At 67.0% G+C, this 25,762-nt stretch carries 22 protein-coding genes and 1 tRNA gene; 12 read left to right on the top strand and 11 right to left on the bottom strand.

All coding sequences use genetic code 11. The features are described from left to right. The first annotated feature begins 196 nt into the window (after positions 1-196). From ACEN9O_RS12405 to ACEN9O_RS12435, 7 genes are read left to right on the top strand one after another with little or no spacing between them, the layout of a single operon-like run. Positions 197-850, top strand: a complete 654-nt coding sequence (locus tag ACEN9O_RS12405) for a DUF1579 family protein (RefSeq protein ID WP_495617835.1) — start codon at positions 197-199, stop codon at positions 848-850. Beyond that, complete coding sequence (locus ACEN9O_RS12410; RefSeq protein WP_495617836.1) at positions 847-2,010, top strand: MFS transporter; 1,164 nt, start codon at positions 847-849, stop codon at positions 2,008-2,010. The genes ACEN9O_RS12405 and ACEN9O_RS12410 overlap by 4 nt, the downstream gene beginning before the upstream one ends. Positions 2,011-2,054: 44 nt before the next feature. After that, the gene (locus tag ACEN9O_RS12415; protein ID WP_495617837.1) at positions 2,055-2,975 is read left to right on the top strand and encodes an AraC family transcriptional regulator; all 921 of its coding nucleotides are present in this window, start codon (positions 2,055-2,057) and stop codon (positions 2,973-2,975) included. Between the two features lie 2 nt (positions 2,976-2,977). Then, entirely contained in the window at positions 2,978-3,835 is an 858-nt protein-coding gene (locus ACEN9O_RS12420) for an oxidoreductase (protein WP_495617838.1), read from the top strand. A gap of 23 nt (positions 3,836-3,858) precedes the next feature. Continuing rightward, on the top strand, positions 3,859-4,314 hold the full coding sequence (locus tag ACEN9O_RS12425) for a (2Fe-2S)-binding protein (protein WP_495617839.1): 456 nt from the start codon (positions 3,859-3,861) through the stop codon (positions 4,312-4,314). Positions 4,315-4,329: 15 nt separating this feature from the next. Continuing rightward, positions 4,330-6,510, top strand: a complete 2,181-nt coding sequence (locus ACEN9O_RS12430; RefSeq protein WP_495617840.1) for a xanthine dehydrogenase family protein molybdopterin-binding subunit — start codon at positions 4,330-4,332, stop codon at positions 6,508-6,510. Positions 6,511-6,544: 34 nt separating this feature from the next. After that, complete coding sequence (locus tag ACEN9O_RS12435) at positions 6,545-7,042, top strand: DUF1579 domain-containing protein (RefSeq protein WP_495617841.1); 498 nt, start codon at positions 6,545-6,547, stop codon at positions 7,040-7,042. 129 nt (positions 7,043-7,171) lie between these two features. Here ACEN9O_RS12435 and ACEN9O_RS12440 read toward each other — a convergent pair. Together ACEN9O_RS12440 and ACEN9O_RS12445 are read right to left on the bottom strand one after the other, a co-directional pair. Beyond that, positions 7,172-7,256: transfer RNA gene (locus ACEN9O_RS12440), tRNA-Leu, on the bottom strand. A gap of 117 nt (positions 7,257-7,373) precedes the next feature. After that, a complete protein-coding gene (locus ACEN9O_RS12445) occupies positions 7,374-9,290 on the bottom strand; it encodes an AAA family ATPase (RefSeq protein ID WP_495617842.1) in 1,917 nt (638 codons plus the stop codon). A 367-nt stretch (positions 9,291-9,657) separates the two neighbouring features. On the opposite strand from ACEN9O_RS12445, the gene ACEN9O_RS12450 reads away from it, so the two are divergent. Together ACEN9O_RS12450 and ACEN9O_RS12455 are read left to right on the top strand one after the other, a co-directional pair. Beyond that, on the top strand, positions 9,658-10,041 hold the full coding sequence (locus ACEN9O_RS12450) for a gel scht (protein ID WP_495617843.1): 384 nt from the start codon (positions 9,658-9,660) through the stop codon (positions 10,039-10,041). Positions 10,042-10,092: 51 nt separating this feature from the next. Further along, on the top strand, positions 10,093-10,500 hold the full coding sequence (locus tag ACEN9O_RS12455) for a gel scht (RefSeq protein ID WP_495617844.1): 408 nt from the start codon (positions 10,093-10,095) through the stop codon (positions 10,498-10,500). Positions 10,501-10,506: 6 nt separating this feature from the next. Here the strand turns inward: ACEN9O_RS12455 and ACEN9O_RS12460 are convergent, their stop codons facing one another. The 8 genes from ACEN9O_RS12460 to hutC all read right to left on the bottom strand — a co-directional run bounded on the left by ACEN9O_RS12460 (position 10,507) and on the right by hutC (position 21,186). Beyond that, the gene (locus ACEN9O_RS12460; RefSeq protein ID WP_495617845.1) at positions 10,507-11,238 is read right to left on the bottom strand and encodes a substrate-binding periplasmic protein; all 732 of its coding nucleotides are present in this window, start codon (positions 11,236-11,238) and stop codon (positions 10,507-10,509) included. 75 nt (positions 11,239-11,313) lie between these two features. Then, the gene (locus ACEN9O_RS12465) at positions 11,314-13,038 is read right to left on the bottom strand and encodes an ArnT family glycosyltransferase (protein WP_495617846.1); all 1,725 of its coding nucleotides are present in this window, start codon (positions 13,036-13,038) and stop codon (positions 11,314-11,316) included. 107 nt (positions 13,039-13,145) lie between these two features. Further along, complete coding sequence (locus ACEN9O_RS12470) at positions 13,146-13,415, bottom strand: type B 50S ribosomal protein L31 (protein WP_161089897.1); 270 nt, start codon at positions 13,413-13,415, stop codon at positions 13,146-13,148. 251 nt (positions 13,416-13,666) lie between these two features. After that, positions 13,667-14,929 (bottom strand): transcription termination factor Rho, encoded by a 1,263-nt coding sequence (rho, locus tag ACEN9O_RS12475; protein WP_116991848.1) that lies wholly within the window; start codon positions 14,927-14,929, stop codon positions 13,667-13,669. 122 nt (positions 14,930-15,051) lie between these two features. Then, positions 15,052-15,378 carry a thioredoxin TrxA gene (gene trxA / locus ACEN9O_RS12480; RefSeq protein ID WP_495617847.1) on the bottom strand — a complete coding sequence of 109 codons (327 nt, stop codon included), beginning with the start codon at positions 15,376-15,378 and terminating at the stop codon, positions 15,052-15,054. 217 nt (positions 15,379-15,595) lie between these two features. Next, on the bottom strand, positions 15,596-16,012 hold the full coding sequence (locus tag ACEN9O_RS12485) for a response regulator (protein WP_495617848.1): 417 nt from the start codon (positions 16,010-16,012) through the stop codon (positions 15,596-15,598). A gap of 15 nt (positions 16,013-16,027) precedes the next feature. Next, positions 16,028-20,296, bottom strand: a complete 4,269-nt coding sequence (locus ACEN9O_RS12490; protein WP_495617849.1) for a PAS domain S-box protein — start codon at positions 20,294-20,296, stop codon at positions 16,028-16,030. 113 nt (positions 20,297-20,409) lie between these two features. Next, positions 20,410-21,186 (bottom strand): histidine utilization transcriptional repressor HutC, encoded by a 777-nt coding sequence (hutC, locus tag ACEN9O_RS12495; protein WP_495617850.1) that lies wholly within the window; start codon positions 21,184-21,186, stop codon positions 20,410-20,412. 98 nt (positions 21,187-21,284) lie between these two features. On the opposite strand from hutC, the gene ada reads away from it, so the two are divergent. Together ada and ACEN9O_RS12505 are read left to right on the top strand one after the other, a co-directional pair. Beyond that, positions 21,285-22,391: a bifunctional DNA-binding transcriptional regulator/O6-methylguanine-DNA methyltransferase Ada gene (ada, locus tag ACEN9O_RS12500; protein ID WP_495617851.1), complete on the top strand. Its 1,107-nt coding sequence runs from the start codon at positions 21,285-21,287 to the stop codon at positions 22,389-22,391. Next, entirely contained in the window at positions 22,388-23,299 is a 912-nt protein-coding gene (locus ACEN9O_RS12505) for a 2OG-Fe(II) oxygenase (RefSeq protein ID WP_495617852.1), read from the top strand. Before ada ends, ACEN9O_RS12505 begins: the two co-directional genes overlap by 4 nt. Here ACEN9O_RS12505 and msbA read toward each other — a convergent pair. Further along, complete coding sequence (gene msbA / locus ACEN9O_RS12510) at positions 23,284-25,107, bottom strand: lipid A export permease/ATP-binding protein MsbA (protein ID WP_495617853.1); 1,824 nt, start codon at positions 25,105-25,107, stop codon at positions 23,284-23,286. The genes ACEN9O_RS12505 and msbA overlap by 16 nt on opposite strands. 200 nt (positions 25,108-25,307) lie before the next feature. Between msbA and ACEN9O_RS12515 the strand changes: the two genes are divergently transcribed. After that, positions 25,308-25,739, top strand: a complete 432-nt coding sequence (locus ACEN9O_RS12515; RefSeq protein WP_495617854.1) for a type 2 periplasmic-binding domain-containing protein — start codon at positions 25,308-25,310, stop codon at positions 25,737-25,739. Positions 25,740-25,762 lie beyond the last annotated feature (23 nt).

Genomic DNA, 25,762 nt, shown 5'->3' on the forward strand with positions numbered 1-25,762 from the left:
AATCCAGAGCGCGCGACCGCAATCGCGGAACAGCGCGCCGTCTCCGGCCAGCCTAGACTTGCTCGCATCAGGGCCTGTCGCGTGAGACAAACGGCGCAGCAATCCGGTCAATCGGCCATGGAGCGGCGCGGTGTTCGCTGGCAGACTGTTTTGCGCGCCTCCGATGCGCGCAACTCATTCAATCCGAAGGAAGCACATGACGATTCACAGGCAAACCTGGCGCGCGGTCGCGCTGATCCTCACTACCCTCGGCGCCGCGATTCCCGCCGTTCAAGCGCAGGACAGGAGCCCGGCAGCGTCGTCGGCGCCGGCCGCGATGCCGGGCTGGCTAAGCCGCGGGCTGCCTGGCGCCGGCCATGCGGCGATCGCGCCGCTGGCGGGCAGCTGGCGTGTACGCCTGAGCCTTTACGGCGTGCTGGGCCGCCGGGACGACGAGCCGCCCCTGGTTTCCGACGATATCGTGACCCGCCGCGAATGGGTGGGCGGCGGTCGCTATCTGCAGGACACCACCGAAGGCAAGCTGGACGGCGAACACTATTGGCGGCGCGGCTGGCTCGGGTACGGCAATATGGACCAGCGCTACGAATGGATCACGATCGACGCGGTCAACTCGGAAATGATGAGCTACGCCAGTGCCGCCGGCTCCGGACCGCAGACCACCATCAGCTTGACCGGCGTCTTCACCGACCAGGGTGTGGCTGGCGAGGCCTATGCCGGCAAAGCGATTCCCATGCGCACGCTGATCCGCATCGACAGCAACGACCGCCACACGATCGAGCTGTACTTCACGCGTCCCGGCGATAAAGAGCGGCTGGCGACGCGCGCCGTCTACACCCGGACTGCGCCGTGAACGCGCGGCTTGGAACGCGCGCGGCGCTGCTGGCGCTGGCGCTGAGCGCCTTCGTCTTCGGCACGGCGGAGTTCGTCGTCGTCGGCATGCTGGACCTGATGGCGCGCGACCTGGCGATCCCGATCGACCGGGCCAGCCATCTGGTGATGGCCTATGCGCTGGGGATCGCCATCGGCGGCCCCGTGGCCACCGCGCTGACCACGCAGTACGAACGCCGCTTTGTGCTGGCGTTGTCGCTGGCCTTGTTTGTCGCGTCCAATGTCGTGGTCATCGTGACGCGCCAATTTGGCCTGATGGTGCTGGCCCGCTTCGTGCCGGGCGCCATGCACGGCTTGTTCGTGGGAGCTGCTTCCATCATCGCGGCGGAACTGGTGCCGGCCAGGCAGCACGGCCAGGCGATGGCTGTCGTGTTCGGCGGCGTGGCCGTTGCCACCGTGCTTGGCGTGCCGCTGGGGAGCTGGGTCGCGCAGGCGATGGGCTGGCGCGCTGTGTTCGTGGCGATTGCCGCGCTCGGCGCACTGGCGTGGGGGGCGACACTGGTGGCGGTTCCGCGCCGCCAGAGCGGCCCCGCCGTCGGCATCATGCGGCAGGCGCGCGCGGCGTTGGCGCCGCGCGTGCAGGCGCTGCTCGTGGTGGCGGCCCTGTTGATGGGCGGGCAGTTTGCCGTCTTCACCTACATCGCCCCCTACCTGAAGCAAGTCACCGGCGCGACGGATAAATCGATCGCCGTCTACCTGCTGGTGTACGGAGTGGCCAGCGCGTTCGGCATGTTCGCCGGCGGCCGCCTGGCGGACCGCAGCGCCAGCGCCACCATCGTGGCGGCCAACGCCCTGCTGCTGGTGGTGCTGGCGAGCCTGTACTTCTTTGGCGACATGCCCTTCATGGCGGTCCTGATTCTGGCGGCCTGGGGTGTTGTCGGCTTCGCCATGGTCCCCGCCATCCAGCTGCGGGTGGTAGGCCAGGCCGGCCCCGGCGGCGACCTGGCGGCGTCGCTGAGCGCCTCGGCCATCAACGCCGGCGTCGCGGCCGGGTCCCTGATGGGGGGCTGGGCGCTGGCGCAGTTTGATGTCTACGCGGTCGTGTTGCTGGGTTTGGCGATGTGCACGCTGGCCCTGCCGGCCACCTGGGCGACGCGCAAGTTCGGGGCGGGCACCCCATGACCGACCTGTTCCATGCAGCCGCGGCCAGTACGGCCTCGGATCATTTGAGCCCACTGCTGCAGGACTTGCGATTGACCCGCGCAGCCTACTGCCGCACCGACATGACGGCGCCCTGGGGCGTCGCGGTGCCGCGCCAGGATGGCGTCTGCCTGCATTTCGTGGTCGAAGGGGACTGCTGCCTGCGCCTGCCATCCCGGCCGCCGGTCTGGCTCGCGCAGGGCGACCTGGCCTTCCTGCCGCGCGGTACCGGCCATGCCCTCGCGGATGATCCGGATTCGGTCGTGCGGCCGCTGCAGGAGTTCGACCAGGATGCCATCGGTCCGACCACCCGCAACATGCGCGCCGGCGGCGAAGGCGCGCGCACCCTGATCGTGTGCTGCGCCGTTGAATTCGAAGAGCCGGCGGTGCACCCGCTGACCGAGCTCATGCCCGAACTGGTGGTGGTGCGGCGCACCGACCGGACCGACCCGGCACTGCCCACCCTGCTGGCGCTGATGGCGGCGGAAGTGGCCGCCAGGCGGATCGGCTCCGCCACCGTGATGGCGCGCCTGGCGGACGCGGTGGTCACGCATCTGGTGCGGGCCTGGGCCGAGGCCGACGATGCCGATGCCAGCGGCTGGCTGGCGGGCGTGCGCGACCCCCGCATAGGACGCGCAGTCGCCGCGATCCACCGTCAACCCGGCCACATATGGTCGGTCGATTCGCTGGCGCGCCTGGCCGCCTTGTCGCGTTCGGCGTTCACCGAACGCTTCACCACGGCTGTCGGCCTGTCGCCGGGGCGCTACCTCGCGCAATGGCGCATGCACCTCGCCGGCACCTGGTTGCGCAACGGCCAGTTGAACGTCGCCGATGTGGCGCAGCGGCTGGGCTACGAATCGGAAGCTTCCTTCAGCCGCGCCTTCAAGCGTCTGATTGGCGTACCTCCCGGCGCAGTGCGCGCCCAATCTCCCAATGGAGCTTATTAATCATGAAAAAAACCTACCTCATCACAGGCACCAGCAGCGGCCTTGGACGTGCGCTCGCGCAAGCGGTGCTGGAACGCGGCGACCAAGTCGTGCTGACGGCGCGGCGCATTGAAACCCTGGCCGATCTGGTTGATCGCTACCGGGGCCGGGCCCTGGCCGTGCGGATGGACGTCACGCGGGCGCAAGACCGTCAGGCTGCCGTGCAGGCGGCTGTGGAGAAATTCGGCCGGATCGACGTTCTGGTGAATAACGCGGGACGGGGCAGCCTGGGCGCTGCGGAGGAATTCTCTGTCGACCAGATTCGCGACCAGATGGAAGTCAACTTCATCGCTGCCGCCGAGATGATCCGGGAAGTGCTGCCCCAGATGCGCGCCCGGCGCAGCGGCCACATTGTCAACGTCACCAGCATCGGCGGCCGTGTCAACGTCGGCGGCTTCGCCCTGTACGGCGCCGCCAAATTCGCGCTCGAAGGTTATTCCGAAGCCTTGCATGATGAGGTGAAACCGCTCGGCATCCACGTCACGCTGGTGGAGCCGGGGGCGCTGCGCACCGAATTCGCGGGCGATGCGAACGTGCGCCCGGCGAATCCCATCGCGGACTATGACGCCTTCATGGAACCGCTGCGCCAGTTCCTTTATGGGAATAGCGGCAAGCAGGCCGGCGATCCGCACAGGGCCGCCCTGGTGATGATACGGGCGATCGAAAGCAGCGCGCCGCCCATGCGCCTGATGCTGGGCGCCGACGCCTACGGGCTGTGGGACAGCAAACGCGCGAGCACCGAGCTTGAAATGGCGGCGTGGCGCGAGATCGGCCAGGACACCGCGTTTTCCGACGCCGCCCACATCGCCATCCCCGGCTGAATTTACCGACAGGAGCAGTGCCAGTGAAAATCAATGTGAACGGCAAGACCCGTGCAATCGCCTCCAGTGAGGACACGCCGTTGTTGTGGGTGCTGCGTGACGAGCTCAAGCTGACCGGGACCAAGTTCGGTTGCGGCGCCGCGCTGTGCGGCGCCTGCACGGTGCATCTCGACGGCGCGCCAACGCGCTCATGCGTGACGCCGGTTGGGGTGATCGACACACACCAGATCACCACCATCGAAGGCATGGCGGACTCCCGTTTGGGAAGGCGGGTGCAGCAGATGTGGGCCGAGCTGAACGTGCCGCAGTGCGGCTACTGCCAGTCGGGCCAGATCATGGCCGCCGTGGCGCTGCTGGGCGCCATCCCGCGCCCGACCGATGTCGATATCGACCAGGCCATGTCGGGCAATCTTTGCCGATGCGGCATGTATCCCCGCATTCGCCAGGCCATCCATCAATTGGCCGCGACAGCGGCCTGAACGGGAGTGCGCGCCATGACCTCTCCAGACCTGATACCCGCGCGGCGGACCTTCCTGACCACGGCGGCGCTGGCGGGCGGCGGCCTGCTGGCGGGCTTCTTCCTGCCTGCCGCGGGCCGCTTCGGCGCCGCCGTGGCCGCCGAAAACCCCGTGCTCGCGCCCAACGTCTTCGTGCGTATCACGCCGGACAACTGGGTCACCGTGACGGTGGGCCACACCGAAATGGGGCAGGGGGTGTCCACCATTCTCCCGATGCTGGTTGCCGAAGAGTTGGATGCCGACTGGTCGCGCGTGCGCTGGGAGCAGGCGCCGACGATGCCGGCGTTCGCCAATCCGCTGACGCACTCGCAGCTCACCGGTGGCAGCCTGACGACCGTGGCGCAGTTCATGCCTCAGCGCCGGGCCGGCGCCGGCTTGCGCGCGGTGCTGGTCGCCGCGGCGGCCAGGCGATGGGGTGTCGCGGCGAGCACGCTGCGGACGGAAAACGGCAGGGTGTTCGATGCGACGCGCACCCGCAGCGCAAGTTACGGCGAGCTGGCCAATGAAGCGATCGGCATCCCCGTGCCGGAACAGCTCACCTTAAAGACGCGCAAGGATTTCAGGATCATCGGCAGACCGCTGCGGCGTATCGATGCGGCTGCGAAGGCCGATGGATCGGCCATCTTCGGTATCGACATCGACAGGCCCGGCCTGCTCACGGCGGTGGTCGCGCATGCGCCGGTATTTGGTGGCAAGCTGCGCGGCTTCGATGCGACCCAGGCCAAGGCGATAGCGGGCGTCGTTGGCGTGTTCGAGCTTCCCAGTGGCGTGGCCGTGGTCGCGCACGGCCTTTGGGCCGCGAAGAAGGGACGCGACGCGCTGGTGGTCGATTGGGATCCCGCGTCGGGCGAGCGGCTGTCCAGCGATACGCAGCGGGCGCGCTACGCGGCGCTGCTGGATGTGCCCGGCACCGTCGCCCGCGCCGTCGGCGACCCCGCCGCAGCGGCCAAGGTCGCAGCCAAAACGATCTCCGCCGACTATCATTTTCCCTACATGACGCACGCGACCATGGAGCCGCTGGGCGCCACCATCGAGGTCAAGCCGGACAGTGCCGAGCTGTGGGTGAGTACCCAGTGGCCGGCCGGAAATCAGCAGGTGGCAGCGGCCCTGCTTGGGTTGAAGCCGGAACAGGTGACCGTGCATTCAACGTTGACCGGTGGCGGCTTCGGCCGTCGTTCCTATCCGGGGCATGACTTCGTGCGCGAGGCCGTCATGCTGGGCAAGGCAGCGCAAGCGCTGAAGGTGCCGATCAAGCTGATCTGGACGCGCGAGGACGACATACGCGGCGGCGCGTACCGGCCGGCGGCGGCCACCCGGTTCACCGGAACGCTCGACGGGCGCGGGCAGCTGACGTCCCTGACCAACCGCGTGGTGGTGCAGTCGATTGGCGCCACGACGCCGTTCAAGGATGCGATCGTCAAGAACGGCGTCGACGCCCTTTCCGTCGAGGGCTCCGTGGCCCAGTTGCGCTACGCGGTGCCGCACGTCCACGCGGACTTGCACACCCCGGATTGCGGGGTCCCGGTCACCTGGATGCGATCGGTCGGCCATTCCTTCAACGCATACGGGGTGGAGACTTTTATCGACGAGCTTGCATTTGCCGCGGGACGGGATCCGTACCAGTTCCGCCGGGCGCTGCTGGAGAAGCAGCCACGGCACCTGGGCGTGCTCGATGCCGTGGCGCGCCGGGCGGCGTGGTCGACCCCGCCTGCGGCGGGCGTGTTTCGCGGCATTGCCGTGCACGATTCGTATGGCAGCTACGTCGCCAACGTCGTCGAGGCCAGCGTCGGACCGGAACGGCAACTGACCATCATCCGGGTGGTCATCGCGATCGATTGCGGGATCGCTGTCAATCCCGATCTGGTGGCCGCGCAGTTGGAATCCAGTGTCGTCTTCGGCCTGACGAGCGCGCTTTTCGGCGAGATCACCCTGAAGAACGGCGAGGTCGAACAGAGCAACTTCCACGACTACGAATTGCTGCGCATGCAGCAATGCCCGAAGATCGAAGTGATCGTTGTCGACAGCGACGAGCCGCCCGGAGGCGCCGGCGAACCGGGTGTGGCCGCTGTCGCGCCAGCCCTGGCCAATGCCATCTTTGCGGCGACCGGCGAGCGCATGCGCACGCTGCCGCTCAAGCACAACTTCCAGATCGCCTGAGGCCGGCAACCACCCTCCACTGAAAGGAAACACCATGAGCAACACAGCAAAACCAGGCAGCGGCGACTTCGATTTTCTCATCGGCAGCTGGCGCGTCCGCCACGCCTGGCTCAGGAAGCGGCTGGCCGGCTGCGACGACTGGCTGCACTTCGAGGGCAGCATGCGCGTCGGCGCGCTGCTGGGCGGCGCCGGGAACGTGGATGACAACGTGCTGGACCATCCGGATGGCCTGTATCGCGCGGTCACGCTGCGCGCCTTCGATCCTGCCAGCGGCACCTGGTCGATCTGGTGGCTAGACGGGCGGCACCCGGCGGGCCTGGACGTCCCGGTGGTCGGCACCTTCAAAGATGGTATCGGCAGCTTTTATGCCGACGATGTGTACCAGGGGCGGCCGATACGCGTACGCTTCCAGTGGCTCGTGCCAGCAAGCGGCGCGCCGCGCTGGGAGCAGGCCTTCTCCGGCGACGGCGGCGAGCATTGGGAGATCAACTGGCGCATGGAATTCATCGCTGTGCCGTCAGTTGAGATGTAAAAAACCCGTCGCCAGGCTTGGCGATGGCTGCGGAAGATTGGATGGGCACTCGTTTATGTGCATTGGCGCCGCTACCGCAAGCGGAAATGAAAAAAGCACTGACGGGGTCAGTGCTTTTGTCTTTAATTCTGGTGCCTCGGGCCGGAATCGAACCGGCACGCCTTGCGGCGGGGGATTTTGAGTCCCCTGCGTCTACCAATTTCACCACCGAGGCCGGTGTGTCGTCCAAACTTCAACGACTTGCCAGGGAGCTCAGCTACTACGCCATCCCGGCAACGCGACCCGCATTATCACTGATTTGCCTGCATGCCGCAACCCGTGATGTGGAAATTTATATTTTTGCAAGTTCCACGGCCGGCGCGGTGCCCAGCTGCCGCTGTTCCAGCAACGAGAAGATGGCGTCCTTCGACAGCACGTACTGCTCCATCAGCACCTCCTTGAGCTCGTCGATCGCCACGCGGTAGTCGGCGATCGCGCCCAGGGTGTAGGTGTAGAGCTCGTCCGCCTTGGCCTGCACCTGGTCGAGGTCGCGCTCCTGGTGCTTGAACTGGCTGTAGTCCAGCTTGGAACGTGAGTACATCGACAACTGGTTGACCATCATGTCCAGCATGGACGTGGCTTTCTGGATATCGTTCTGGCTGCCCACCGAGATCCCGCGCGCGCCGTAGAACAGCTCCTCGGCCGCGACCCCGCCGTACAGCTGGATCACGTCGCGCTCCAGCTCCTCCAGTGTGCGCAGCGCAACGTCGTCCGAGGCCGACAGCACATAGCCCAGCGCGCCCAGCTTGGACACCGACTCGGTGCTGATCTTGAGCAGCGGCGAGCGCTCCTTGATCTGCGCCAGCGTCAGGCCCTGGCGCAGCCACGGGTCGATCTGCATGAAGAAGTGGCCCAGCTCGTGCAGCGCCACGCGCTCGCGCTGGCGCGTCTTCTCGGCGCTGGTGGCGCGGTCGGTCAGGCCGATGGTGGCGCGCTCGAAGGCGCGGAACATCAGCCCGGTGTCGATGGCCGCCTGCTCCTGGATGGCGATCATGCTGGCGCGGTCGACCACGGTCTGCAGCAGCGCCGGGCTGAGGTTGGCGGTGATCTCGGCCACTTGGCCCAGGTCGAGCCGGTCCCAGGCCACGCAGCCCTCGGCCTTGCGCGCCAGGAAGGCGCGCAGCAGTTCGCGCCGTTCGGCCTTGTTGGGCAGGCGGAAGTTGATCTTGACCGAGAAGCGGCGCAGCATGGCCTCGTCCATCGCCGAGCTGGCGTCGTCGAAGTTGGAGGCCACCACCCAGATCACGCCCGCGCCCTGGTCGCTGCGCACGCCGTCGAGCAGGCCCAGCAGCGCGTTGGCGGTGTCGTCCTCCCATTTCTTGTCGCCGCGTCCGCGCGGCATGAACAGGCCCTGGGCTTCGTCGAGGAAGATGATACAGCTGCCGCGGGCGCACGCCTTGCGGTGTAACGCATGCAGGGCCTTGGCGCCGCCGCCGATGTAGCCGGACTCCAGCGCCGAGGCCGAGGCCTGGATCAGCGGCACGTTCAGGCGCTTGGCCAGGTAGCCGGCCAGCTTGGTCTTGCCGGTGCCGGCCGGCCCGGTCAGCATGACGTTGAAGGGCTTGTCGATGTCGTGCTGGCGGTACACCGCGCGGTTGCGGATCATGTCCTCGAGGTGCAGCACCTCCTGCTTGATGTCCTCCATGCCGATCAGGTCGTCCATGCTGCCGCCCAGCTGGTCCGGGGTGAGCACGGTGGCCGATACGCCGCTGCCGGGCAGGCCGTGGCGCAGCACGAACAGCACCAGGCCCACCAGCAGCAGGTCGACCGCGTGGCGTCGCAGCCAGCCGCCGGCGCGCGCCAGCTTGCTGTCGTCCTCGTCCTGCAGCACCGCGCGGTGCGAGGCCAGGTAGTCGTCGCGCGCGATTGCGTACGGCAGGTTGTGCCGCAGCAGCACCTCGCGCTCCAGGCTCAGGTGCGTGGTGGCCGGCACCTTGACCACATACAGCAGCGGATCGCCGCGCAGCTTGAACACATAGCGCGGCGCCTCCGACAGCGGCGCCGCCACCAGCAGGTATTCCAGCCGCTGGCGCTGGCCCGGCAGCGCGGTGATCTGCGCGATGTCCTGCGAGCGCATCATCGGCTGCGGGTCTTGCGGCACGTCGGCGCGCCAGCCCAGCAGGACTGCCACGGCCAGCGCCAACAGGGCCAGCCCGGCGCGCACGTAGTTGTTGCGCAGGGCGGCTTGTAATTTGTACAAAGTAAACATGAACGCTATCCAGGATAAGACTGTGCGGCTGAGGTCGGACTTGGGCGCGGGGCTGGGGCGCAGCAGCCGAGGCCGCTAATGGCCGGCGCGCGAGGTGGGGCGCTGCCGGATGTTGCCCCACAACTATAGCGGGACTGCGGCGCTTTGTCTCGGCTGAGCTGAAAGAAAGGCGCGGCGTGCAACAGCGTCGTGGCGGCCTCCGTTCGTCGCGTTTTTTTACACTTCGCGCACGCGGATTTACCGCCCGTCGCATACGCCGGATATTGCGCGAAGTCTTTGTTAATCTGCATCTGTCTACCGCTGCTTTGAGATGCCAGCGGTGGCTCCCCGGCAGTTTTAACGACTCGATAATTTAACGGAGCACACCATGAAAACCACCCTCGTCGGCGTCGTCGCCGCACTTGCCTTCGCTGTCATGCCCGCCGTCCATGCGGAAGACGCCAGCGTGCAGATCAAAGGCGGCCACAACCGCTTTCATATGATGCAGGAAGACTTCGCCGACTACAAAAATTCGTATCAGCTGACCAACGGCCAGATCCTGAAATTCAGCCAGCGCCAGGCCCACTTCTATGCCCAGCTCGACAAGGGCCAGCGCGTGGAAATCTTCCCGGTCGCTAAGGACCAGTTCGTCAGCGACGCCGGCACCCGCTTTGAATTCAGCGATGAAGCCGAGAACGTCGGCGTGGCCAACTTCGGCCGCCTGCCGCTGGCCAAGGCCAGCGGCCAGACCATCGTCATGGCCCGTCGTTAAAACCCCTGCCGGGCACGCTGCCCATCCTGAAAAATTGATTGGAGTAAGACCATGAAAACCACTCTGTTGAGCCTGGCTGTAGCCGCTGCTTTGTCCATCGCCGCCGTCGCCTCCGCCGCGCCGGCCTCCGCCTCCGCCGAGGCCGCCAGTGAAAGCGTGAAGATCAGCGCCACGCGCTACCACATGGAGCCGCAGGAGTTCGCCGACTATCAGTCCTCGTATCATCTCAGCAATGGCGAGACCATGCGCTTCACGCGCCAGGTCGGCCATTTCTACACCGAGATCAACGGCCAGCCACGGGTGGAAATCTACGCGGTGGGTCCGGCGGAATTCGTCACCCGCAACGGTTCGCGCATGGTGTTCGCGGACGAGGGCGATACCCTCACCGTCAGCAACTACGAGCGCCTGCCGATGACGGCCCAGCTGCCGGCCAACACCATCGTCATGGCCAAGCGTTGATGGCGCTTATCTGGGCAGGGTCCAGTGTTCGTACTTGCGTTCCAGGCGCGACATGGTGCCGTCGCGCCGCATCTCGGCCAGCGCCGCGTTGAGCCGGATGACCAGCTCATCCGGCACTGAGGGGTTGCAGGCCAGGTAGACCTTGACCCGGTTGAACACCAGCAGCGGCACCACCTTGTCCACCCAGTCGTACTGGCTCGGCCCGGGACTGCCATTGCGCATGCCCACGGCCCACAGGTCTATGCGTTTGAGCAGCACTTTCTGCGGGTTGGCCAGGTCGTTGCTGACCGCCTCGACCTGAAAGCCGCGGCTGCGCAGCCAGGCGTCGCGGGCGTCGCCGATGTAGGTGCCGATGCGCAGATGGCGCGCATCCTCCAGCGTCTTCAAGGGGAACTCGTGGTCGGCGCGGCCCCACAGCGCCCATTCGGCCTCGTCGGTCGGTCCTATCCACTTGAACAGTTTTTCGCGGTCCTCGGTGCGCGAGGTCGAGTACACGCAGGTGAGCGGCCGTTGCTGCGCCATCAGGTAGGCGCGCTTCCACGGCAGCAGTTCGATGGTGTAGGCGGTGTTGGTGCGCGCCATCATCTCGCGCACCTTGTCGGTCTCGCGGCCGGTCACGCCATCGGCGCCCTGCATGCTGGCGGGCGGGGCGTGCTCGGTGACGATGGTCAGCGGCGTGGCCGCACCGGCCTTGAGGCCGGCTGCCGCGAGTAATAATGACAGGAAAATAAGTCGCATGGCTGGGCCGCTTTCTGCGGAAAAGCATAACAGCAATGCGAGGCGGGCGACAACATCATCGCCCGTTTAAGCGCACTAGTCGGCGCGGCGGTACAGGCGGAAGCGCTCGTCGCGGTCGGCCGGGCGCCGGCCCTCCCACAGCAGGCGCCATTGCTGGTTGCGGTAGCGCGCCGGGATCTCGCGCTCGTCGCGCAGCTTGATGCTGTCCTGCAGCAGCAGCAGGTCGCACTTACCGCCCTCGACGCCGGCAAACGGCAGTTGCGCGTAGTACGCGAACGAGGCGCGCTGGGCCGGCCCGACATTGCTCTCGATGCAGCGCGTGCCCGGCGGCAGCTTGTCGGCGATCTGGCGCGCCACGCTGGCGTAGCTCTTGCTGTAATTGACGTCCGGCAGGAACAAGGTCATCAGCAAAATCCAGATCAGGATCAGGCCGCCGGAGGACAGCACCACGGCGCGCCACAGCACGGCCGGCTGGCGCGAGATGCGCCAGTGCACCAGCGCGAACCAGCCGGCGGTGGCGGCCAGCGCCACCAGCAGCGCGATCCAGCCCAGCTCGGGATGGAAGCCCGGCACCAGCTTGAGCGCGTTCTTGGCGGCCTTGGCCGGCCAGCCGGTCAGCTTGGCTATCCAGAACACCCAGATCATGGCCGCGCACAGGGTCAGCGCCATCACCGAGAACCAGTCGATGGCGTTGATGGCGCCGCGCTTCATGGTCAGCAGGCCGAACGCGGCCATGATGGCCAGCGGCGGCAGCAGCACCAGCAGTTGCCCCTGCTCGGGCTGGTCGTTGAACAGTGTCAGCAGCGCGCCCATGGTGACGAAGGCCAGCGGCACCACGATGTGCAGCGCGCGGCGCTGGCGGCGCCAGGCCCACACGGCCCAGCCGGCGAACGGCCAGGCCGGCCAGAAGAACCAGACACCGACGCGGAAGAAGAATTTGAGCGACAGCGCGCTCGGCATGCCGAACAGGTCCAGGTTCCAGGCCAGCCAGGCGTTCAGCGGCAGCTGGTGGTAGGGTTGCAGCAGCTGCGCCGGCAGCAGCCACAGCGCGGCCACGGCGCCGCCGACGGCGATGGTGGCGCCCAGGTCGCGCGTCGCGCGGATGGCGGGCTGGTCGAGGAAACGGGTGCAGGCGAACAGGGCCAGCATGAGGAACACCGGCGTGACCCAGCCGCGCGTCAAGGTCAGCAGGCCGACCGCCAGGCCGCTGAGGGCGGCGTTGCGCAGCGACGGGCCTTCCACGTAGCGCACGGTGCGGTACAGCAGCAGCGCCACCAGCGACACCTGCAGCGCCTCCGAGGTGGTCTCGTGGCTGTGCAGCAGCAGGCCCAGGCAGCCGAGGTAGAGCAGCACGGCGGCGTCGGCCAGGGTGCGGCCGAAGTCGTCCGGCTCGGGCTGGCCGCCGAAGGCCAGGCGCAGCGGTTGCGCGTCCTGCCGGCGGCCTAAATTAAAGGTGGCGTACCACAGCGACAGCACGCCCAGCAGGAACACGCCGACGGTGCCCACGCGGGCCGCCAGCACATCGCCCATCAGCCAGCCGAACAGCTTGATGCCGAGCGCGCCCAGCCAGAACGCCAGCGGGCCCTCGTCCGGCATCGACAGGCCGGCGATGTTCGGCCACAGCCAGTCCTGCCAGCTGCCGTGCGCCATGGTCCACATGATGCCGAAGCTGGCGGCATCGTCGTTCTTCCACGGATCGCGGCCGATCAGGCCGGGCAGGATGTACAGCATGCCCAGGGCGAACAGCGCCCAGCGCGGCAGTGCCAGGGTAGCGGCGGCGGGAAGACGGACTGGCTTCATCGATCGGTGTGCAAGTGAGAGGTGAACGGGAGTATGAAGGAAAACCGGCAGGGCCAACAAACAAAAAAAGCAGCCAGAGGCTGCTTTTTTGTTCATCGCGGCGAAAATCAGCCTTGTGCGACTTGGGTCTTCGAGCCCACGGCGCCGAACTTCTGGCGGAATTTCTCAACGCGGCCAGCGGTGTCGACGATTTTGTGCTTGCCGGTGTAGAACGGGTGCGATTCAGCCGACACCTCGATCTTGACCAGTGGGTATTCCTTACCGTTGTGCTCAATCTTTTCACGGGTCTGGATGGTCGAACGGGTGACGAATTTGAAGTCGCACGACAGGTCGTGGAACACCACTTCGCGGTAATCTGGATGGATTTCTGGTTTCATTTTGTAGCCTTCGGTTAGTTAGGTAGCCAAACAGCACTTCGTCGGTCGGTCCCGCTTCTTGACCCGATTGCCGCTCACTTGCCAGAGTTGAAATTGATGCGATCGGCGATTATACCGGGTTTCCGTCCACCCCGCAAACCGGAGACGCGGGGTCGGACCCCGTACGGGGTCCGACCCCCTGTGGCCGCAGTGCGGGGTAAACGCAAACAGGCAACCGTCGAGGTTGCCTGTTTGGCATGATTGTCGCAGCCTTAGCCGCCGCGCCGCATCATGTCGAAGAACTCACCGTTGTTCTTGGTGGCCTTCATCTTGTCGAGGATGAACTCCATCGCCTCGATCTCGTCCATCGAGTACAGCAGCTTGCGCAGGATCCAGATCTTCTGCAGCTGGTCCGGCTTGATCAGCAGTTCCTCGCGGCGGGTGCCCGATTTGTTCAGGTTGATCGCCGGGTAGACGCGCTTCTCGGCCAGGCGGCGCTCCAGGTGCACCTCCATGTTGCCGGTGCCCTTGAATTCCTCGTAGATCACGTCGTCCATGCGCGAACCGGTTTCGATCAGCGCGGTGGCGATGATGGTCAGCGAGCCGCCTTCCTCGATGTTGCGGGCGGCGCCGAAGAAGCGCTTCGGACGCTGCAGCGCGTTGGCGTCCACACCGCCGGTCAGCACCTTGCCGGAGGCAGGGATCACGGTGTTGTAGGCGCGCGCCAGGCGGGTGATCGAATCGAGCAGGATGATCACGTCCTTCTTCATCTCGACCAGGCGCTTGGCTTTTTCCAGCACCATCTCGGCGACCTGCACGTGGCGGGTGGCCGGTTCGTCGAAGGTCGAGGCGACCACTTCGCCGCGCACCGAGCGCTGCATCTCGGTCACTTCCTCGGGACGTTCGTCGATCAGCAGCACGATCAGCGTGCAGTCCGGATGGTTGGCGGTGATCGCGTGCGCGATGTGCTGCAGGATCACCGACTTGCCCGACTTGGGCGAGGCCACCAGCAGGCCGCGCTGGCCCTTGCCGATCGGCGCGATCAGGTCGATGATGCGGCCGGTGATGTTCTCGGTGCCGTTGATGTCACGTTCCAGGCGCAGCGGCTCGTTCGGGTGCAGCGGCGTCAGGTTCTCAAACAATATGCGGTGTTTCGAGGCTTCCGGCGATTCGCCGTTGACCTTGTCGACCTTGACCAGCGCGAAGTAGCGCTCGCCATCCTTGGGGGTACGTACCTCGCCCTCGATCGAATCGCCGGTGTGCAGGTTGAAGCGGCGGATTTGCGATGGGGAAATGTAGATGTCGTCGGTGGACGCCATGTAGCTGGCGTCGGGCGAGCGCAGGAAGCCGAAGCCGTCCGGCAGCACTTCCAGGGCGCCGTCGCCGAAGATCTGTTCACCGGATTTCGCGCGCTTTTTCAGGATCGCAAACATCAACTCCTGTTTGCGCAGACGCGCCGCGTTGTCGATATCAAGACCGATGGCCATCTCCAGCAATGCCGAGACGTGTAGGGCCTTTAATTCAGATAGATGCATATGTGTTGAGTGTCCCGTGACGGGAAAGTAAAGGTAGGGGAGGGAACTGCGTGGTTGTCTCTATGTTATTAAACGGCGCCACGGGCGCGGCGCCGTTTTTTTGCAGCGTAATACTATCTTACTTAGATATTGCTGTCGATGAAAGAGGTCAGCTGGCCTTTTGCCATGGCGCCAACCTTTTGCGCGGCGGCCACGCCGTTCTTGAACAGGATCAGGGTCGGGATGCCGCGGATGCCGAACTTGGCCGGCACCGCCTGGTTGGCGTCGACGTCCATCTTGGCGATCAGGATCTTGCCGTCGTATTCCTTGGCCACTTCTTCCAGGATCGGGGCGATGCTCTTGCAGGGACCGCACCACTCGGCCCAGAAGTCGACCAGCACCGGGCGGTCGGATTTCAGGACGTCTGCGTCGAAGGAATTGTCGGTGATGTGTTTGATATTTTCGCTCATATATTCCTCAATCGAGGTCTGTGGGTCAATAACGCCTGGGGATTATGCCATGTTGTCTGCAATCGCCGTCAACGTTGCCGGTTACAGGCAGCAGATGGTGGCCAATTGCGCGAATTCAATGTCTTGGAAGGGAAGGCAACAAGGTCGGCAGGCGGGGATGGCGTAAATAATAACCCATTTTTAAAAAATGTGCGGCAGATTGTAGAAACCATCCAAACTATTGGCCATGGTTGTCCGGCAGCGGCCCGGGCATGGCCGGGCAGCGCGCCGCGGCGCGCTCCAGCAGCGCGGCCAGCGTCTCGGCCGCCAGCGGCTTGGCGCAGGCGTCCAGGATGGCCAGGCCCTGGGCCTCGGCCAGGCGGGCCGCGGTTTTCAGCACGGCGCCGTCCACGCCCGACAGCAGCACCACGCAGCCGCGGTATTGCTGCGCCGCCGCCAGCCGCAGGAAGTCGATGCCGTCCAGCGCCGGCATGCTCAGGTCGCAGATCAGCAGCTCCGGCGGGCGCAGGCGCAGCTCCACCAGCGCCCGGCGGCCGTCGGTTTCGCGCAGCACCTGGTGCGGCCCGAGGCCGGCGATCATATCGGCCAGCACCTCCAGCATGAAGTTGTCGTCGTCCAGCAGCATTACCCGCATGATAGTTTCCCGGCCCTAGTTGTCGTCGGCGAAAGTGGTGTTGGTCATGATTTGTTCGGTGATCTGTTCCAGCAGCGCCCACAGCCGCGCGAGGAACGGCGCCACCGTTTCCGGCGCGGCGTCGGCCGGCAGCTGCTCGATCTCCAGCATCAGCTCGCCCATGCCCAGCGCGCCGACGGTGCGCGCGGGCGACTTCAGGCGGTGGCCCAGTTCGCGCACCCGCGCCAGGTCGCCCTTCTGCAGCGCCCGCTCCATCTGGCCCAGGCCTTCCTGGGTGTTCTGCAGGAACTTGAAGGCGAACTTGCGCACCTTGTGCGGATGATAGCCCAGCAGCTTGGCCAGGATCGACAGGTCGATCACCGCCGGGTCGCCGCCCAGCGTGGTCTTGAAGGACGGCCGCGGCGGCAGCGCCGGCGCCTCGCGCGGCGCCTCGTCGCCGCGCTCGGGCAGCCAGTTGGCGATGGTCTGGTACATCAGCGCCGGCTGGATCGGCTTGGAGATGAAGTCGTCCATGCCGGCCTCGATGCAGCGCACCCGGTCCTCGTTGGTGGCGGTGGCGGTCATGGCCAGCACCCGCATGTCGGCCAGGCTGGGGTCGGCGCGGATGCGGCGCGTGGTCTCCAGGCCGTCCATCAGCGGCATCTGCACGTCCATCAGCACGCAGTCGAAGGCGGTCTGGCGCAGCAGCTCCAGCGCCTCCATGCCGTTGGCGGCCAGGCACACCGAGGAGCCCACCTCCTCCAGCATCTCCAGCGCGATCTGCTGGTTGAAGGTGTTGTCCTCCACCAGCAGGATGCGGGCGTGCTTGAGCGCGGCCATCACGGCCGCGCTGCGCGAGGAGGCCAGCAGCTCGGCGGCGGCGTCCTTGACGCGGTCGATCAGCGCCGGCACCGTCGCGCTGGAAATGCCCAGCCGCGCGGTGAACCAGAAGGTGCTGCCCAGGCCCGGCCGGCTGCGCACGCCGACCTCGCCGCCCATCAGCTGCGCCAGCTGCTTGCAGATCGCCAGGCCCAGGCCGGTACCGCCGTATTCGCGCGTGGTCGAGGTGTCGGCCTGCTGGAAGGACTGGAACAGCTTGTCGATCTCGGCCTCCGACAGGCCGATGCCGCAGTCGCTCACCTCGAAGCGCAGCAGGCAGCCGTTGGTGTCGCCCACCACCTGGCGCACCCGCACCTCAATCCGGCCCTTCTCGCTGAACTTGATGGCATTGTTGGCGTAGTTGATCAGCACCTGGCCCAGGCGCAGCGGATCGCCGCGCAGCACCCTGGGCAGCGCGGGGTCGAGGTCGAACACCAGCTCCAGGTCGCGGCTGGCGGCCTTGGGCGCGACCACCGTGGTCAGCGTCTGGATCACATGGTCGAGCGCGAAGTCGACCTGCTCGATCTCCAGCTTGCCGGCCTCGATCTTGGAGATGTCGAGGATGTCGTCGATGATGCCCAGCAGGTGCTCGCCGGCGAAGCGGATCTTTTCCAGGTAGTCGCGCTGGCGCGGGTCGAGGTCGGTCTTGAGCGCCAGGTAGGCCATGCCGATCACGCCGTTCATCGGCGTGCGGATCTCGTGGCTCATATTGGCCAGGAACTGGCCCTTGGTCTGGCTGGCTTCCTCGGCCAGCATGCGCGCCTGGTTGAGCTCGTCGGTGCGGATGGCCACGCGCTCCTCCAGGTGCTCGTTCAGCTCGCGCAGCTGGTCCTCGCCGCGCTTGCGGTCGGTGATGTCGGTCAGGCTGGCCACCACCAGCGGCACCACGCCGCGCTCGTCGGGGATGGGCTCGGCGTTGACCGACAGCCAGTGCACCTCGCCGTTGGCCTGGCGCACGCCCATCACCACGTCGCGCACCGACACGCCGGTGACGATGGCCTGCTGCACCGGATGGCTGGGGACGTCGAACGCCGAGCCGTCCTCGCGCACGCCGCGCCACAGCCGGCCGCCGTCCACCGCCAGCGAGTGCGCCAGCATGCGCGCGGCGGCGGCGTTGCTTTCCAGGATAAAGCCGTCGCCGTTGATCATCACCAGGCCGTTGGTGACGGCGTTGAAGATCGACGCCAGCCGCTGGCTGGAGCTGCGCAGCGCGCTGTCGGCGCGGCGCCGCTCGGTGATATCGGTGAGCATCGCCAGCGTGCCGGCGTAGTGGCCGGCGTCGGAGTTGATGACGGTGGTCGACAGCAGGCACCACACCACGCTGGCGTCGCGCCGGCGGAAGCAGACGTCGCCCTGGCAGGCCTCGCCGGCCAGGCGCCGCTGCAGGTGCTGCTTGAGCAGCGCGTGGCCGTCGTCGTCCATGAAGTCGGTCATGGCGCGGCCCAGCATCTGCTCGACGTCGTAGTCCAGCATGCGCGCCATGGTCGGGTTGACAAAGCTGGTGCGGTCGTCGGCGCCGGTCATCCAGATGCCTTCGGCGGCGGTCTGCACGATCAGGCGGTAGCGCTCGGAGCTGGCGTGCAGCGCCTCCTCGGCGCGCTGGCGCTGGGTCATGTCGCGCAGCGCCATCACCACCAGCTCCTGCCCGGCCAGCATCACCGGGGCGATGTGCACCATCGCCGGGAAGCTGCTGCCGTCGGCGCGGATCGCGCTCAGCACCCGGCCCGGCAGGTTGGGGCGCGAGAACAGCTCGCGCGTACGGCCGTTGCTGCGCATAGCCTCCGGCGCCAGCTGCTCGACCGAGCGCCCGGCCATCGTGCCCTCGTAGCCGAAGCTGCGGGCGCAGGCCGGGTTGGCGTAGCGCACCCGGCCGTTCTTGTCGGCGATCAGCATGGCGCCCGGCGTGGCGTCGACCACGGCGCACATGCGCGCCTCCTCGGCGGCGGCGCGCTCGCTGATGTCGGCCATGGTGCCGGTGGCGCGCAGCGGCCGGCCGGCGGCGTCGCGCTCGACGATCATGCCGCGCGCCAGCACCCAGATCCAGCCGCCGTCCTTGGTGCGCATGCGGTGCTCGCTGAAGATCTGATTGCCCAGTTCGGAGGTGCTGGCCTGGTGGTCCTGGATGCTGCGCTCGAGGCGCGCCTGGTCGTCCGGGTGCACGTGGCTGAGCCACTGTTCCAGCGTCGGCGCGAACTCGCCGGCGCCGTAGCCCAGCAGCGCGCCGTAGCGCGGCGACAGCGTCAGCGCGCCGGTGTCGAGGCGCCATTCCCACATGCCCTCGCCGGTGCTCTCCAGCGCCAGGCCGGCGAGGCGTTCGGCGTCGGCCAGTTCGGCGCGCGCCGCGCGCAGCGCCACCGCCTGCCGCCGCAGGCGCCACAGGGCGGCCGCCGTCAACAGCAGCAGCAGCGCCGCCGCCAGCGCGCCGATGTAGCGCAACAGGCTGTCGCCGGCCCGCGGCTGGTACAGGAAGCCGTCCAGCTTGAAGTCGGCCGGCAGCATGCCCTGCTCGCTGTAGGCGCGGGCGATGGCGCGCCAGCGTTCGGGGTTGCTGTAGCCCAGCTCGATCAAGCCCTGCTCCAGCAGCGGCGCGGTGTGCTGGGCCTCGTACATCAGGTGCTCGCGGCTGTGGCGCTCGGGATAGCGGGCCCGTATCAGGTCGGCGATCTCGCCCGGATGCGCCATCGCATAGCGCCAGCCGCGCAGCGTGGCGTCGCGCAGCGCCTGCGCGCGCAGCGGATGCTCGCGCAGCTCGCTTTCGGTGGTGTAGAGCAGGTCGCCGTAGAAGTCGTCGCCCAGCGCGCGCGCGGTCAGGATCTCGTAGCCGACGTTGTTGCGCTCGAGCAGATATGGCGCCTCGGTGAGGTAGATCGACATGGCGTCGACCCGGCCTTCGAGCAGGTCTTCGGTATTGAAGCTGTGGGTGGCCTGCACCAGGCCGTCGGGGCGCACGCCCAGCTTCTTGAGGAAGATGGTCAGTTCCTCGTTGTTCGGCGCCAGCATCACGCGGCTGCCGGGCCAGGGCCGCGGCTTGCCGTCGGCGCCGTGCCGCACCAGCAGCGCGCTGGCCGAGTGCTGGAAGATCGAGGCCAGCACCACCACCGGCTGGCCGCGTCCGCGCGCCACCAGCAGCGAGGTGTTGCTGACGCCGTACTGGGCGCGGCCGTCGAGCACGGACTGGATGGGGTCGTTGCCGGGGCGCGCCTCGAGCAGCGCGACGTCGAGGCCGGCGTCGCGGTAGTAGCCCTGGTCCTGGGCCGCGTAGTAGCCGGCGAACTGGAACTGGTGCGACCATTTGAGCTGGATGCTGACCTTCTCCGCCGCCAGCGCGCCATCGCAGCCACCGGCCAGCACGAGCGCAGCCGCCGTCAGGCTGCGTAGACGGCGCCAGAAGAGGGTCCGGCCGGACCTGGGACGGCGGTGCGACAAGAGCTTCCCTTTCAATCCGCAAGGCGATATTTATGCTGTAGCCGGGCAACTATAGCATCGAAGGTTGGCTTTTAGTCGACTAAGTTGTAAGGAAAGTATGACGGCCGGCGGCGCTACTGCGTGAAGCTGCCGGCGAACTGGTAGCGGTGGCCGGGGTGCCACATGGTGGCGATGGAGGCCACCAGGCCGTTGGAGCGGGTCTGGCGCTTGAGCACCAGGCAGGCTTGTTTGGTGTCGATGGCCAGCATCTCGGCGATGTCGCGCGGCGCGGCCAGCGCCTCGATGCTGTAGCTGGCGCCCTGCAGCGGCGCCGCCTTCATCAGGTATTCGTTGGGGGTGATGGCGGCGTAGTCCTGCTCCATGTAGTCTGGCGCGCACAGCGGGTTGGCCCAGCGGTCCTCGACCTGGATCGGCACGCCGTTTTCGAAGTGCACGATCACCGAGTGGAACAGCGGATGGCCGGCCGGCAGTTCGAACTGCTTGGCCATCAGCTCGCTGGCCTTGACGCGCTCGAGCTGCTGCAGGCTGCTGCGGTGGGCGTGGCCGCGCGCGCGGATCTCGTCGGCGATGGATTTGATTTCCAGCAGCGTGGCCTGGTACTTCTGCTGCGCGACGTAGGTGCCGGAGCCCTGGCGGCGGGTCAGGATCTGGTCTGCGGTCAGCTCGCGCACGGCGCGGTTGACGGTCATGCGGGAGACGCCGAACTGCTTGACCAGCGCCTGTTCGGACGGAATCACGTCGCCTTCCTTCCAGGTGCCGGCGGCGATCTGCGCCATCAGGTAATCCTTGATGCGCTGGAATATGGGGGTACTGTCTTGCAGGGTTGGTTCGTCGTCCAAACGGTTTCTCCGAGGGCGCGCCTGGCTGGCGGCATGAGGACATTTTAGCATCGCATGCTTGTCCGACGTACAATCTGCAATTCAAAAGCAAGAGCCGGAGTGCGTCGCCCGGCGCTGCTGGATAGGATGGCTGCATTCCTTATCCGATCATGGAGTCTGAGATGGGCAAGACAGCAAATAAAGAGCTTACGCGGACCGCCTACCAGGGCGACGAGCAGCGCTGGGCCGCCGTGCGTGAGCGCGACGCCGGCGCCGACGGCGAGTTCTGGTATTCGGTGCGCAGCACCGGCGTGTACTGCCGGCCTTCGTGCGGCGCGCGGCCGGCGCTGCGCAAGAACGTGGCCTTCCACGACAGCCGCGAGGCGGCCGAGCAGGCCGGCTTCCGTCCCTGCCTGCGCTGCAAGCCGGACCAGCCGCCGCTGGCCGAGCGCCAGGCCGCCATCGTGGCGCAGGCCTGCCGCTTGATCGACGCGGCCGCCGCCGACGCCGAGGCGGCGCCGGACCTGGACAGCCTGGCGGCGGCGGTGGGCGTGAGCCGCTTCCATTTCCACCGCATGTTCAAGGCGGTGACGGGGATCACGCCCAAGGCCTACGCCAACGCGCAGCGGGCGCGCCGCGTGCAGGACGGGCTGGCGCAGCAGGCCACGGTGACGGATGCGATGTACGCGGCCGGCTACAACTCCAGCGGACGGTTCTACGCGCAGTCGCCGGCGGTGCTGGGCATGACGCCGACCGCCTTCCGCGCCGGCGGACGCGGCGCGCAGATCCGCTTCGCCATCGGCGCCTGTTCGCTGGGCGCGATCCTGGTGGCCAGCACGGAGCAGGGCATCTGCGCGATTCTGATCGACGACGATCCCGACGTGCTGGTGCGCGATCTGCAGGACCGCTTCCCGAAGGCGGAGCTGATCGGCGCCGAGCCGGAATATGAGCAGGTGGTGTCGCGCGTGGTCGGCATGGTGGAGCGACCGGAGATCGGCCTGGACCTGCCGCTCGACGTGCGCGGGACCGCCTTCCAGCAGCGCGTGTGGCAGGTGCTGCGCGAGATCCCGGCCGGGCGCACGGTCAGCTATGCGGAACTGGCGGAGCTGGTCGGCCTGCCGAAGGGCGCGCGGGCGGTGGCTGGAGCCTGCGCGGCGAACGCGCTGGCGGTGGCGATACCGTGCCATCGCGTGGTGCGCAACGATGGTTCGATCTCCGGCTACCGCTGGGGCGTGGACCGCAAGGCCGCGCTGCTGGACCGGGAGGCGGGCAAATGAAGAACGGCGAGTTCGATTTCGGCGGCGGTGCGGCCGAGCGCAAGCCGCGCAAGACGCTGCCGGTGAGCGTGGCGCTCGCGCCCGCCGCAACGGTGGCGCCGCCGGCAGGCGCGGACGCTGACGCCGCGGTATCCGCAGCCGCCCAGGCCGCGGCCAACGCGCTGGCGCTGGCCAACGCCCGCAAGGCGGTGGGCGCGGCGGCCGGCATCGCGGTGCACGTGGCGGGGCTGGACTGGCAAGCCATCGCCGACGAGCTGAATGCGCACGGCTACGCCATCGTCCCCGGCATGCTGGACGCCGACGAATGCATCGCCACGGCGGCGCAGTACCAGCAAGCGTCGCTGTTCCGCAGCCGGGTGGTGATGTCGCAGCACGGCTTCGGCAGCGGCGAGTACCAGTACTTCCGCTATCCGCTGCCGTCGATGATCTCGGCGCTGCGGCAATCGCTGTATGGCCCGTTGGCCGACATCGCCAACCGCTGGCACGAGCTGATGGACATGGAGGCGCGCTTCCCGCCCGACCATGCCGACTTCCTGGCGCGCTGCCACGCCGCCGGCCAGCAGCGTCCGACGCCGCTGATGCTGCAATACGGCGCCGGCGACTACAACTGCCTGCACCAGGACCTGTACGGCGAGCACGTGTTCCCGCTGCAGGCCGCGATACTGCTCAGCCAACCGGGCAAGGATTTCGAAGGAGGGGAGTTCGTGCTGACCGAGCAGCGCCCGCGCATGCAGTCGCGGGTGGAGGTGGTGCCGCTGAAGCGCGGCGACATGGTGATCTTCCCCGTCAACCACCGGCCGGCGCAGGGTGCGCGCGGCGTCTACCGGGTCGCCATGCGGCATGGCGTGAGCCGCATCCGCGCCGGCTCAAGACATACGCTGGGATTGATCTTTCACGACGCCACCTGAACGCTCTTCTGCGTCTGGTACAGGCGCGCGTAGATGCCGTGCTGCGCCAGCAGCGTCTCGTGGCTGCCCACTTCGGCGATGCGGCCGCCATCCAGCACCACGATGCGGTCGGCGTTCTCGATGGTCGACAGGCGGTGCGCGATGACCACCGTGGTGCGGCCGCGCATCAGCACTTCCAGCGCCGCCTGCACCAGCCGTTCGGATTCCGTGTCCAGCGCGCTGGTGGCCTCGTCCAGGATCAGGATGGGCGCGTTCTTGTACAGCGCGCGCGCGATCGCCAGGCGCTGGCGCTGGCCGCCCGACAGCCGCAGGCCGTTCTCGCCGACCGAGGTATGGTAGCCCTCGGGCTGGCGCTCGATGAACTCGTGCGCATGGGCCGCGTGGGCCGCAGCCTCGATGCGCTGCATGGACGGCTCGGGATCGCCGTAGGCGATATTGGCCGCCAGCGTATCGTTGAACAGCACCACGTCCTGGCTTACCAGCGCGATTTGCTTGCGCAGGGAGGTCATGGTGTAGTCGCGCAGGTCGACGCCATCGAGCTTGATGCTGCCGGCGCTGACGTCGTAGAAGCGCGGCAGCAGGCCGGCCAGCGTGGTCTTGCCGCTGCCGGAGCTGCCCACCAGGGCCACCGTCTCGCCGGCCGCGATGTCGAGCGATACGCGGTCCAGCGCCGGCCTGGCGTCGGGATCGGCGTTGTAGCGGAAGCTCACATCCTCCAGCGCCAGGCGGCCGACCGCGCGTTCCACCGTGCGGGTGCCGGTGTCGGCTTCGGATTCGGTGTCGATCAGGCCGAACACGGATTCGGCTGCGGCCAGGCCGCGCTGGAGCGGCTCGTTAATCTTGGTCAGGTTCTTGATCGGCGACTGCATCGCCATCAGCGACGACATAAAGGCCACGAAGGCGCCCGGCGTCAGCGCGCCGGCCTGCGCGCGCAGCAGCGCGAAGTAGATCACCGACGACAGCGTGATCCCGATCAGCAGCATGATGATGCCGGAGTTGAGCGCCGACGTCGCCGCGTGCTTGACAGCCAGCTGGCGATTGAGCTTGACCACGCCGTCGAAGCGGGCCTGTTCGTATTTCTGGCCGCCGAAGATCTTCACCACGCGCTGGCCGCTGATGCTCTCGTCGAGCACATTGGTCAGGTCGCCCATGGCGGCCTGCGCGCTCTTGCTCAGGTGGCGCATGCGGCGGCCGGCGAAGGTGACGATGATGGCCACCAGCGGCAGCAGCCCGAGGCAGAACAGGGCAAGCTGCCAGTCGACGATGAACAGCGTGGCCAGGTAGCCGATGGCGGCGACCGAGTCGCGCACCGCGACGTTGACCACGGTGAGGACGGCCTGCGCCACCTGGGCGGCGTCGAAGGCCACGCGCGACAGCGTGGTGCCGGTGGAGGACTGGTCGAAATAGCCGTTCGGCAGGCGCATGACGCGGGCGAACATCAGCTCGCGCAGATTGGCCTGCACCCGGCTGCTCAGCCACGCGGCGCCGTATTCGGCCACGAAGCTGGAGACCATGCGCATCACGGCCAGGCCCAGGATCACCGCCGGAATCGACCACAGCGCCGCATGGGCCGTGTCATTGGGCAGCAGGCGCCCCAGCCATTGCTGCACCTCGGCCAGCAGCCCGACCGCCGGACGGGCGCCCAGGCTGTGCGAGGGGGCCAGCGCGTCGACCACGGTTTGCAATTGGCGGATCAGCAGTACGTCGGCGGCCGCGGCCATGCCGACCGCGAACAGGGTGATGGCGCCGAGCCACATATAGGGACGGAATTGCTGCAGCAGGCGTAGATAGAGTAATCGGCTGGACACGTGGGGTGCTTATCGGGCGGCAAAGACTGCATTGTAACCGGCTTGCCGGGCCACGACCGCAAGCCAAGGCGTTGTTCAGCCGAAACACCACCGCGAAGGAAAACCTTTACCTTGCGAAAATTACTTTGATGCAAAAGAGCGTGAGCTAGAATGAATTCGCACAGCGATAGTTTCCTTATGGACTAGGACGGAGAGGTGATATGTATCTGCAATTGCTATTTTCCCGACGGCGCCTGGCGCTGTTGCTTGCGGCGGCGACGCTGGCCGGCACGGCGCTGACGGCGCGGGCCGAACTGGTCATCATCGTCAATCCGCAAAATCCCGCCACCCGCATGTTCCCGTCGCAGGCGGCGCAGTTCTTCCTTGGCGGCTCGGTGCAGTTCACGCCGGTGGAGCAGGCGGAAAATTCGCCGCTGCGCGCCGAGTTCTGCAAGAAGGTGCTGGAGAAATCGCCGGCCCAGGTCGAGGCCATCTGGTCCAAGATCGTCTTCACCGCCAAGGGCAAGGCTCCCAAGGAATACAAGAACAGTGCCGAGGTCAAGAAGGCCGTGGCCGACAACGTCAACGCCATCGGCTACATCGAAAAATCGGCGGTGGACGACACGGTCAAGGTCGTGGCGATCGTTCCTTGAACTGGCGTGTTGTTCCCCTTACT

The sequence above is a fragment of the Duganella sp. Dugasp78 genome (assembly GCF_059491455.1).